Raw genomic sequence first — 9,836 nt, forward strand, 5'->3', positions numbered from 1 at the left:
CGTGCGGATCAACGCCTGATGGTTTCCACGTATACGCCATCACCAGCTTTTTATCTGATGGAGTCTGTTGTGCAGGAGTATTCTCACCCTTGCCCGACCGATCCTCCGTCTTGGTGGCTGTGCCACATCCTGATAGAGCCATAACTGTCAGCAGCAGCACCAAGCCTGTACATATAAGCCACAAACGCCTGTTACGATTGCTTATCATTCCACATCTCCCCCTCTATCTGGTTAAATCCTATAAACCTACGTAAAACGCGAAAAAAGCATTCCCGACCACTTGAGCAGCAGTCAGAAATGCTTTCATTATAAAATGTCAAAACTCACCTCAAAGCCAACTCCAAAAAACATAGAAGGGAGTGGATCGGTTTCAGACATTCCGTATGTAGCACGTCTAACCACCTTCCCAGCATCCCGTGGGTCTAACAGTGATGTCAAAACAGGCAGGTCTCCTGACTCCAGGCTCATCTTTCAGGCCTTCCCGGTTCTTCACAGTTCCAGTGGCTGTTCTGAAAGCTCCAGCAGTACCCTGCTGATGCCTGTATACAGTGGCGGGTCCGTGTCGGAATCTACCGAACTTCCCTTTTAAGTGAACACGTTCAACAACCATCTACTTCGTCTCAACGAAACCCCGTACATAGAGTTGTCCGGCTCGCACCTGTTTTCTTCCTCTATTCCTTTTCATTACGATTTAGGATTATCTTATTTTGTTGCTACTGGCTTGTCAACAAATGCAGCGCAATAATTTAAATTTGAATGATACGATGAGAATCAAGGCTGTGACTATTCATTGCATGCACGCAATTCACGTGCTAAAATTAGGTATAGAGATATCCACCGTATCCGTATACTAAAAAGAGCCTTCGCCGCGCCAACGGCAAAGACTCCTAGGATTTGAAAGGCTGTGGATCACCACGGCGCGCTAAATGCTTAGCTAAACCCACCGTTAGGCGCCTAACCTAATCAAGCGGTGGGTTTTCGCTTGTTCCGAAATTTCCGACGCAGCCAGCGATAAAGTTTACGAATACTAAACACTAGGCTTAGTAACGTAACCATCCAACGCAACACATCGTAGCACGACACAAGTGTGACCATCGGCTTCACCCCCTTTCGGGAAGCTGCACCGTGGTCCGAAAACATCCACCACTATTCAAAATCCATAGTTTAGATTATACCATTCCTCTTCCTACTACTCTAGCAAACTTTTCTAGTAGGTTCTCAATCCTCCATTTTCATACAAGAGGGGGGGGTTATCAATAACTTCATGCTGCTTAATAAATAAACTGTTATGGATAACTCCATGCCAAACAGCCAGAAAAGAGGCTGCGTCCTCTCTCCGGCTGTTTTTATCTATTTCCTATTCGTCAAACCTTCTGTGGAACTTCCGAAACATTTACACCTTGGGCTGACTCTCTTTGTTTTCTCGTCAAAACGATGTTCAAGACAATTGCCGTAATTGAGCCCGATACGATGCCGTTTTGCAGCAGCATTTTGGCAAAGCTCGGCAGCTGGTCGAACATTTGCGGCAGAACGGCAGAGCCTAGACCTACAGCAATGCTGCATGCCGCGATCAGCAGATTGCTTTCCTTCCGCAGATCCACCTCTGATAAAATAGACATGCCTGATGCAGCAACTGAGCCAAACATGACGATCATCGCCCCGCCCAGCACAGCGTTAGGAATCACTGTCGTCAAGGCAGCCAGCTTAGGCAGCAAACCAAGGACGACCATGATACCACCCGCAGCAAAAATAACGTTACGTGATTTGACGCGAGTCAACGAGATCAGACCCACATTTTGCGAGAAGGCCGTGTAAGGGAACGCATTAAAAATACCGCCCAGCATAATCGCAAGCCCTTCCGAACGAAGTCCATTGACGATTTGCTTTTGCTCTACCTTTTGATCAATCGCCTTACCCACTGCCAGATAAACCCCCGTAGATTCGACCATGCTGACAATATTCACGATAATCATCGTACATACTGCCATAATGCTAAACTCCGGTTTGCCAAAATAAAACGGCTGCGCAACACTCACCCATGAAGCGTCTGCTACGGCAGCAAAATGCACCATTCCCATCGCATAGGCGACTACAGTACCCGCGAACAGACCAATAAGTACGGAGATCGAACGTAAAAAGCCCTTGGCTACTCGATTGACAAGTAGAATCACCAGTAGTGTAACCAGCGCCAGCAGCAAATTACGCGGCTGTCCAAAATCCGCGCTGCCCTGGCCGCCTGCTACATTGTTCATCGCCACCGGAATAAGGGATAGACCGATAATCGTAACGACCGAGCCAGTAACCACCGTTGGGAAAAAGCGTAACAGCTTGCCATATAGCGGTGCCGCAAGCACCACAAATATACCGGACAAAATGATGGCACCGTACGCTGTCGCCAGATTTGAGGTCGACGCAATCGCGATAATAGGTCCTACGGCCGTAAACGTACAGCCTAAAATGACAGGAAGTCTGCTACCGAAAAAGCGTGTGCCCATAATCTGTAGTAACGTAGCAATCCCGCAAGTGAACAGGTCAGCCGCCACTAGATAGGCCATCTGTGCTGGCGTCAGGTGCAGCGCTCCCCCTACAATCAGAGGAACAGCAATAGCTCCAGCGTACATCGCCATGACATGCTGGAAGCCCAGCGCAAATAATTTTTGTTTACTTAGCATCCGACATTCTCCTTAACAGGGGGAATCACCGTGCCAGCTTCCTCTATAAAATGAACCTCGCCCGGTGCCATGGAACCGATACGCGCTAGAGAACGTACAGCAATGCCTCTTTGCTCCAACAATCCACGCCCTTCCTGAAAGCTCTTTTCAATTACACAGCCAACTCCGGCCAGTTCTGCTCCAGCTTCCTTCACAATATCCGTAAGTCCGACTAATGCTGCACCAGTAGCCAGGAAGTCATCTACGATCAGCACATGATCGCTAGCATCAAGATATTTTTGGGAAATGCTTACCTGATAGGTTTCCTGCCGAGTGAATGAATGAACCTCTGCGAAGTATACCTGTTCATTCAGCGTGATTGCCTTCTTTTTCTTCGCATAAATGAACGGTACCCCCAAGGCAATAGCCGTAGCCATCGCAAATTGAATACCACTAGCTTCAATGGTAAGCACCTTGGTAATCGGAGCACTGCCGAACAGGCGTGCAAACTCCTTGCCAATTTCCAGTGCTAACGCTGTATCTACCTGATGATTCAGAAAGGAATCTACCTTTAGCACCGTGTCGGATAAAATCTGTCCTTCTTGACGAATACGTTCTTCCAAAGCTTTCATTATGCGAATATCGCTCCTCTGTACTTTAAAATAGAATAAAACCTGCCAAAACCAAAAAAGGACAAGCTCCCTTGAGTCGTTTCTCAAGTGAAGCCTGTCCTTGGGGTCGTAATCCCTGACGGATTGGCGCACAAATAAAATGCCCGCATTCATCCGAAGCTGATGCGCTATCACTCATAGTCGGACGATTACAGTGGTCATCCGGTAGAAACTTTTGGGCCATATCCCCAATATTATACGAGTCATATGAAATTGATATCTTGTATACTACACCCTCTGGCGGGCGGTTTCAAGACTATTTTTCATACAGACAGCGGCATTTGGAGAACCTTCCACAATTTGAATATCGCAGCAGCACACCAATTTCTGTTCGAGGTATATATATAATAGAAAGCAAATACTAAAATACTAAAAACAATATAAAAGAACATCTGGTTTTATTTTTGTTTTCAAATTCAAACATAAAACCAAAAATAATGTTTCCGTTTATGTTGACTACACAGACAAACGGAAGTAGTATGGAGTTAGTTAGGAGATAAAAGGCAGACTTTCAGACTGCCAGGACTTCATCCAGGCAAGGAGATTGGATATGTACAACTATCTTGCTGTTGATATTGGAGCTTCAAGCGGAAGACTCGTGAATGCAACTCTGCAAGGTGAAAAAATTCACCTACAGGAGCTTCATCGGTTCAACAACTCCTTTACTGAAAAGAACGGACACGATTACTGGAATATCGATGCTCTTTTTGATGAGATCATCCAAGGACTGCGAAAGGCTAAGCAAAACGGGATTGACTCCTGTACGCTCGGGATTGATACATGGGCTGTAGATTACGTCCTACTTAATAAGGAAGGCCGCCGCATCCATGAGGTGTACGCTTACCGCGATGCCCGCACTCTGCATGCCCCCAACAAGCTGCACCAGCTCATGAGCCGACAAGACGTATATGAGAAAACAGGCATCCAGGAACTAAATTTTAATACCCTGTATTAATTGTTCGTTCATGATCAGGAACAACTCGCCCAGGCAGATAAAATATTGATGGTTCCTGATTATTTGTATTATCGCCTGACAGGCATCATGGTCAATGAAATGACCAATGCTTCCACAATGCAGCTTCTCAACGTAAATACCCGAGAATTTGATGAGGATCTACTCTCCCTGCTCCAGCTTCGGCGCGATCAATTTTCGGAGCTGGCTGAGCCTGGACATCTTCTGGGCCCCATCCTGCCGGAGCTTATTCAGCAATACGATCTTCCAGACTGCCAGCTCATTCTTGTGCCTACGCACGATACTGCCTCGGCAGTTGCTGGTGTTCCATCACCGCGGGAGGAATCCTGGGTCTATATTAGTAGCGGAACATGGTCGCTACTGGGTATGGAACGTTCCCACCCCTTGAATACCAAGACAGCCATGCAGGCGAACTACACCAATGAATGGGGCGCTTACGGCACGTACCGTTTTTTGAAAAACATTATGGGCTTATGGATGATTCAGGAGGTTCGAAGAGAAGGAGATTCTGCACATAGCTTTGCCGAATTGGCCCAACTGGCTTCAGCAGAGACGCCGTTTGTCAGTCTTGTCCTCTGCAATCAGTCCTCATTTTTAAATCCAGACAGTATGACCCTTGAGATTCAAAGATTCTGTGAAGAGACCGGGCAGCCTATCCCGCACACACCTGGCGCGCTCGCCCGCTGTATTTTTGACAGTCTGGCCTTAAGCTACCGGGATGCCTTACATGAGCTACAACATTTAACAGACGATACGATTACCAGGCTGCACATTGTCGGCGGAGGCGCCAGCAACGAATTACTATGTCAGCTAACAGCCGACCTTTTAGAAATTGAGGTTGAGGCAGGACCTTCCGAATCGACGGCTATCGGCAATATTGCCGTGCAATTAATCAGCTCTGGTGCTCTTGAAGATCTAAAAGCTGCTGGTCGGACCATAGCCAACTCCTTCCCGACTCGGCTATTTGAGCCGCAACCCGTGCAAGGTATGGAAACGCTTCTGGATCGCTGGAAATGCCTCAAGATACAAACAACATCCCCTACCCACATATCTCAATAAAGGAGTAAGGTCATGAACGAAGCCATTGAAGCGAGTTATAACGAAGCGAAAAAGCTGTATGCCCGCCACGGTATTCAGGTGGATGACGTTTTACAGAAGCTCTCACAAATCAAAATATCACTACACTGCTGGCAGGGAGACGATGTGCAAGGCTTCCTGTTCAAAGATAAACAGCTTAGCGGGGGCATTGCCGTAACAGGCAGCTACCCGGGTAGAGCAAGCACGCCTGCTGAGCTGCGCCAGGATTTAGAAAAAGCCTTATCGCTCATCCCTGGCAAACACAAGGTCAATCTGCACGCGATCTATGCCGATACCACAGAACAAGTAGATTTGGATCAACTGGAGCCACGCCATTTTCAGAACTGGGTAGACTGGGCCAAACAGCATGGGCTTGGACTTGATTTTAATCCGACCCTGTTCTCTCATCCCAAAGCGGAGGATGGCTTCACACTGAGCCACAAGGACTCGGATATTCGCAATTTCTGGATCACACACTGTAAAAAATCGCGCAGGATTGCAGAACACTTCGGTAAAGAACTCGGTCAGCCGTGTGTCACAAACCACTGGATGCCAGATGGTTATAAGGATACTCCCGTGGACCGTCTGGCTCCAAGAGAACGTCTGCGGGACGCCCTTGATGAGATTTTTAGCGAGGAAATTAGTGAAGATTACAACATCGATGCGGTTGAAAGTAAACTGTTCGGCATCGGTTCGGAAAGCTATGTCGTCGGCTCTCATGAGTTTTATATGGGGTACGCCCTGACACGGAGTAAATCTATCTGTCTCGATTCCGGCCACTTCCACCCGACGGAGGTCATCTCGAACAAATTGTCCTCTGTGCTGATGTTCACCAATCAATTATTGCTCCATGTCAGCAGACCTGTCCGTTGGGATAGCGATCATGTTGTGACGATGGACGACGAATTGCTGGACATTGCCCGTGAGCTGGTTCGCGGCGAGCTGCTTTCCCGCACTCATATCGGTCTTGATTTCTTCGATGGTAGTATTAACCACGTAGCTGCTTGGGTCATCGGCACACGCAACACTATCAAAGCGTTGCTTCGCGCCATGTTAGAACCGATTGAAGAACTGAAAAAAGCTGAAGAGGAAAGAGACTTCACGACACGCCTTGCCCTGGTCGAAGAGTTTAAATCCTATCCGTTTGGGGCTGTATGGGATTACTATTGCGCTCGAAATGGCGTTCCCGTTCGTGAGGAATGGCTAACCGAAGCTAAGAACTACGAACAACAGGTCCTGCTGAAACGGTAACTACTGCATTGATCAGCTTATATTCATATTATCCTAAGGGAGAGATCATCCATGACTACTGTGCTGGAAAACCAAAAAGAACGAAGATCAGGACTGGATATCCCATTTGTTCGCGAGATGGCGGAAATTACACAAAACATGTGGAAATTCGGCTGGGATGAACGCAACGGAGGCAACGTAAGTTATATTTTGGACGAATCTGAGGTTGCCAAACATATGGATATCGATCATGTTATCCGTACCATTAAACCTGCTTTCCCAGCGAATGAACTGGCAGGCAAATATTTTATCGTCACTGGATCAGGAAAATACTTTAAGAATGTCATTGCCGATCCGGAGGCTAATCTGGGTGTTCTGCGTGTCTCTCAGGATGGGGAACAATTGGAACTCCTGTGGGGCCTCAAGCATGACGCGGTTCCTACCAGCGAATTGCCGTCTCATTTTATGAGCCACATTGAGCGCTTGAAGGTCGATCCTAACCATCGGGTTGTGATCCACAATCATGCCACCCATGTCATTGCCATGACCTTTATTCATAGTCTGGACGAAAACCAGTTCACCAAAACGCTGTGGGAAATGTGTACCGAATGTATCGTAGTCTTTCCAGACGGTATCGGTGTAATCCCTTGGATGGTGCCAGGCTCCAGCGAAATCGGCCGCGAAACAGCAAAAAAAATGAAAGATCACCATGCGGTATTGTGGCCTCATCACGGCATTTTTGGAACAGGCAGCTCCATTGATGAAGCGTTTGGCCTGATTGAAACGATTGAAAAAGCAGCACAAATATATATGCTGATTGCTCAGCACGATATCAAGCAACGGATTACAGATCAGGAATTGGCCGATCTGGCTAAAGCCTTTAATGTTACTCCAAAAGAAGGAATCCTGAACGTATAGACATTGGCTAATCGTGCAGCTCAGAATTCTATAAGGCTTCACGGCTCATCTCAAACTAGCCATGGAGCCTTAATTATACATATCAGAATGTCGCTGGATTCGATTGTTTCATCGATGACTCGATCTGACAACAGGTTTAAGCAACCTCCTCTAGAGATCATTTTAAATTTATAACCCTAAATTCCAATGAATTAACTTGTAATTATACCTTCCTTTATATACAATAAAATCAAAATCCCCTTATCTCCACCAAAGGAGAGGTGACAATGATGAGAAGAACCAAGAACGAGGATCACTTCGACATCGTGGAAGACCATTATTTCACAACAACCGAACTGGAAAAATCGAGCGCCATTTGGCCGGTCAGACTGGGTATGGATATTTCGAAAACAAGCTGTCATGTCGGCCCTAAGGCTGTCCCTTATTTTTATTTTATTTTTGTACTCGAAGGTCAGGCTGAGTTCATTTATAAGGAAAAGAGTTATCGTGTCCAAAAGTCCGATCTATTCTGTTTTTTTCCGCAGCTTGTTCATGAATACTACACTGATCAAGAGCACCCGTTGCAGAAGGTATGGATCGCCTTTGAGGGACCCAAATCTCTGGCGCTGCTGGAGCGGATCGGGATTGACCCCTCTAAGCCATTTATAGCTAACGCATTAAGCGAGGAGATCCTCGAACTGATCTCCAACCTATTTTCCATCGTCAACGACCACAGCAGAGAGGGCAGCGATCTTGCCCGCTTAATTACACTGCACCAGATTTTCGAGGAGTTATCCCGTAACAAATCTAGCGTGCTACGCAACTTTGTATGCTCTGATTATTGGCTCCAGCAGGGGAAGGATTACATCGAAATGCATTATTGTGAACGTGTTACGATTGAGCAAATTGCCGAGCATGTAGGTGTAGATCGTGCGCATTTTTCACGTAAATTTCATTCCACTTTCCTCATCTCCCCCGCCAAGTATTTGCAAACCCTCAAGATTAACGAAGCCAAAAGATTGCTGGAACAGACCACATATAATTTGTCGATCATTGCCCAGTCCATCGGTTATACCGATATATCCACCTTTTCCAAGGCATTTAAGAAAACAGCAGGAATCCCACCCCGAGAGTATCGCTTCCTTCATCAGTCCCAGCAAGAGATCCGCACTGCCAACGCTTAGTTGAAATCCCATTAAAGTTATAAGAGAACCACCATATACGGCGGCTCTCTTTTTTATGACCTGATCCTAATTTGTACTTGGTTCTGAGCCTTTTCAACGATATAATAAGCATCAAACCAACAGGAAAGGTACGTGAATTCCATGCTGCGATTCAACGCCATACGTACAGGTTATCTGCTGGGCATCTCACTGATACTGGCTGCAATTATTTATTTCTTCGCCTCTAATTGGGGTGAACTAGATCGGACAGTCAAAATTGTGCTAGCTGTTGCGCTTATTGTTTTGTTTTACGGCTTGTCTTTTGTATTTGCACGTATACGTGCTGTTCCTGGGCAACAAGCCTTTCTGTCCAACATATTCCTGTTAGCAGGCTGTGTAGCCTTCGGTGTTTCCATCGCACTACTCGGTCAAATCTACAATTCCCATGCGGATAGCTACGGGTTGTTTGTCATTTGGTCGGTGCCGGCTTTACTGCTTAGCGCCATCACCCGCTACAATCCTTTTTATATGCTATCTTATGTGCTGATTCATCTAGGTGTATGGCTTTATTTTTATCCAACGATGCAAAGTACGACTTATACCCAACTGGAATCGTTGTCCATCGCTGGACTGTTCGCAGTGGTCAATCTGGTGCTATTTCTATTGACATTCCTTCATCGTATACGTTCTGCTCCATTACAATATATGAGCTTTACGGTTCTCCATATAGCTATGTTGGCGATGACCAACTCCTTTGCATTCGATGGATATGGCCTGATCATGAATATACCGTATATCGCTGTGATTGCTTTAGGATTCTATATATTTATCAAGGTGCGATTGAATAAAACGCTCCTGACCTTAAATGCATTGGCGCTCTCCGCTTTTGCTGTCTTTAAATTTATAGAGCTGGCAGAAGCGTACTCTTCATCTCTGTTCTTTGTTTTCGGTTTGATTTTTGTGGCATTGCTACTGACGGGTAACGTATGGTTTTTCCGTTATTTAAATCGCTTGGGAAAACCGTCTCCGGAGGCTGGAGAAATACCCAATGAGAACAAAGAAGAGATCGCGAAATCCGATGCGCAGACAACTGTCTCCGAAGACCGCAGTAGTGAATGGATCAGCAAAACGGTATCCCGTGTCATCAAAGTGGTTGGAGTATTAATTGGAAGTA

Annotated in this window: 7 protein-coding genes, 2 pseudogenes and 2 riboswitches; of the genes and pseudogenes, 5 read left to right on the plus strand and 4 right to left on the minus strand. The window is 46.3% G+C overall.

Annotated elements, in window-relative coordinates; all coding sequences use genetic code 11:
- The 4 genes and pseudogenes from AC5V8P_RS19250 to AC5V8P_RS19265 all read right to left on the minus strand — a co-directional run.
- A pseudogene (locus AC5V8P_RS19250) lies at window positions 1–208 on the minus strand (ABC transporter substrate-binding protein); the annotation flags it as partial.
- A 98-nt stretch (window positions 209–306) separates the two neighbouring features.
- Window positions 307–468, minus strand: a complete 162-nt coding sequence (locus AC5V8P_RS19255) for a hypothetical protein (protein ID WP_155762570.1) — start codon at window positions 466–468, stop codon at window positions 307–309.
- Window positions 426–629, minus strand: a riboswitch (cobalamin riboswitch). (Overlaps the previous gene by 43 nt.)
- A gap of 735 nt (window positions 630–1,364) precedes the next feature.
- Window positions 1,365–2,672: a nucleobase:cation symporter-2 family protein gene (locus tag AC5V8P_RS19260; RefSeq protein WP_064797593.1), complete on the minus strand. Its 1,308-nt coding sequence runs from the start codon at window positions 2,670–2,672 to the stop codon at window positions 1,365–1,367.
- Window positions 2,666–3,283 carry a xanthine phosphoribosyltransferase gene (locus AC5V8P_RS19265; RefSeq protein ID WP_064797592.1) on the minus strand — a complete coding sequence of 206 codons (618 nt, stop codon included), beginning with the start codon at window positions 3,281–3,283 and terminating at the stop codon, window positions 2,666–2,668. The genes AC5V8P_RS19260 and AC5V8P_RS19265 overlap by 7 nt, the downstream gene beginning before the upstream one ends.
- A gap of 157 nt (window positions 3,284–3,440) precedes the next feature.
- A riboswitch (purine riboswitch) is annotated at window positions 3,441–3,544 on the minus strand.
- Between the two features lie 328 nt (window positions 3,545–3,872).
- On the opposite strand from AC5V8P_RS19265, the pseudogene rhaB reads away from it, so the two are divergent.
- From rhaB to AC5V8P_RS19290, 5 genes and pseudogenes are all read left to right on the plus strand, one after another.
- A pseudogene (rhaB, locus tag AC5V8P_RS19270) lies at window positions 3,873–5,354 on the plus strand (rhamnulokinase).
- A gap of 12 nt (window positions 5,355–5,366) precedes the next feature.
- Entirely contained in the window at window positions 5,367–6,623 is a 1,257-nt protein-coding gene (gene rhaA / locus AC5V8P_RS19275; RefSeq protein ID WP_064797591.1) for an L-rhamnose isomerase, read from the plus strand.
- Between the two features lie 51 nt (window positions 6,624–6,674).
- Complete coding sequence (gene rhaD / locus AC5V8P_RS19280; protein ID WP_064797590.1) at window positions 6,675–7,520, plus strand: rhamnulose-1-phosphate aldolase; 846 nt, start codon at window positions 6,675–6,677, stop codon at window positions 7,518–7,520.
- Window positions 7,521–7,786: 266 nt separating this feature from the next.
- Window positions 7,787–8,683, plus strand: a complete 897-nt coding sequence (locus AC5V8P_RS19285; RefSeq protein ID WP_063207437.1) for an AraC family transcriptional regulator — start codon at window positions 7,787–7,789, stop codon at window positions 8,681–8,683.
- A 141-nt stretch (window positions 8,684–8,824) separates the two neighbouring features.
- Window positions 8,825–9,836 (plus strand): DUF2157 domain-containing protein (locus tag AC5V8P_RS19290; protein ID WP_495473784.1); only part of this gene is annotated, 1,012 nt, incomplete at its 3' end.

The sequence above is a fragment of the Paenibacillus sp. N119s genome (genome assembly GCF_059447605.1).

Coding starts and splice junctions, on each gene's coding strand:
- AC5V8P_RS19255 (WP_155762570.1), bottom strand. CDS start 468: ATGAGCCTGGAGTCAGGAGACCTGCCTGTTTTGACATCACTGTTAGAC.
- AC5V8P_RS19265 (WP_064797592.1), bottom strand. CDS start 3,283: ATGAAAGCTTTGGAAGAACGTATTCGTCAAGAAGGACAGATTTTATCC.
- rhaD (WP_064797590.1), top strand. CDS start 6,675: ATGACTACTGTGCTGGAAAACCAAAAAGAACGAAGATCAGGACTGGAT.
- AC5V8P_RS19285 (WP_063207437.1), top strand. CDS start 7,787: ATGATGAGAAGAACCAAGAACGAGGATCACTTCGACATCGTGGAAGAC.
- rhaA (WP_064797591.1), top strand. CDS start 5,367: ATGAACGAAGCCATTGAAGCGAGTTATAACGAAGCGAAAAAGCTGTAT.
- AC5V8P_RS19260 (WP_064797593.1), bottom strand. CDS start 2,672: ATGCTAAGTAAACAAAAATTATTTGCGCTGGGCTTCCAGCATGTCATG.